Genomic DNA, 858 nt, shown 5'->3' with positions numbered 1-858 from the left:
CCACGTATCGCCCACCCCGTTTTGGTTCCTAGATCAAAACAAAGAATCGTGTTATTCACAGCGCCACTCCATACAAAATGTGTTTTATAAAATTGTTGTTTTTCAATAAGCGGGGGGAGAAAGATATGGAAAGTATGTCAATAATATCAATTATATCTGGGGGTATTTCTTTTATCATCAGTATGATCTCAGCAGGCTTTGTTCTGTATAAAAACTACAAAGAACAAAAAGAAAAACGTTTAGGACAAAAGCTGCAAAGCTATAGTGTACGTAGAGTTAATGAGGAAACATCTCCAAATACCCTTCAAGACATTAACGTTTGCCTAGAATTAATCATCCACAATCCTACAAATCAAATAATAAAAATAAATCACATCAAAATACCTGAAGATCACCCGTTTATATTTAATGGAGCACTTTACCCAAATCCTACCGAAGGTATGTCAGACTCTGACAAACGTGAAAGCGGGATAAAAATCACCAAAAAAAACAACAAGCACATTGATTTAGTAGACCCCAAATTAGACCCAGAACATTTGGGGTTTTTTGATCTCTTTAGTATAAACGCCACAGGAAAATTGGTTTTGTGGTTTGATATATACCCAGAAGAACCATGCACAAGAAAACCTATAATCATTGTAGTTGAACATACCTCGTGTAATGAGCCAGAAGAGACGCTTGAAACTAAGTTTTGTCTTGGTTTTTTCCGGTGGACAAATGAACAAAACGATATTTTCAACAAAACGCTTTCAAAGGAAAAATACCCTTATGAATAGTACTAACAACTAAAGCCATACCCCGAACTCCTTATAATATCGAAGTTTCTCCCATATTCGTCGTGGCCAAGGTAGAGACTTC

General features: G+C 36.1%; 1 protein-coding gene. It reads left to right on the top strand.

What is annotated here, in order from left to right; translation table 11 throughout:
- The first annotated feature begins 125 nt into the window (after window positions 1-125).
- Window positions 126-776, top strand: coding sequence for a hypothetical protein (locus tag MCQ_RS02485; protein WP_006923351.1), 651 nt, complete (start codon window positions 126-128; stop codon window positions 774-776).
- Window positions 777-858: the final 82 nt, after the last annotated feature.

Source organism: Candidatus Bartonella washoeensis Sb944nv, from assembly GCF_000278135.1.
In the GTDB taxonomy this organism is placed as follows: domain Bacteria; phylum Pseudomonadota; class Alphaproteobacteria; order Rhizobiales; family Rhizobiaceae; genus Bartonella; species Bartonella washoeensis.
Note: the sequence above shows the minus strand (reverse complement) of the source record. Positions and strands in the feature narration are given on the sequence as shown.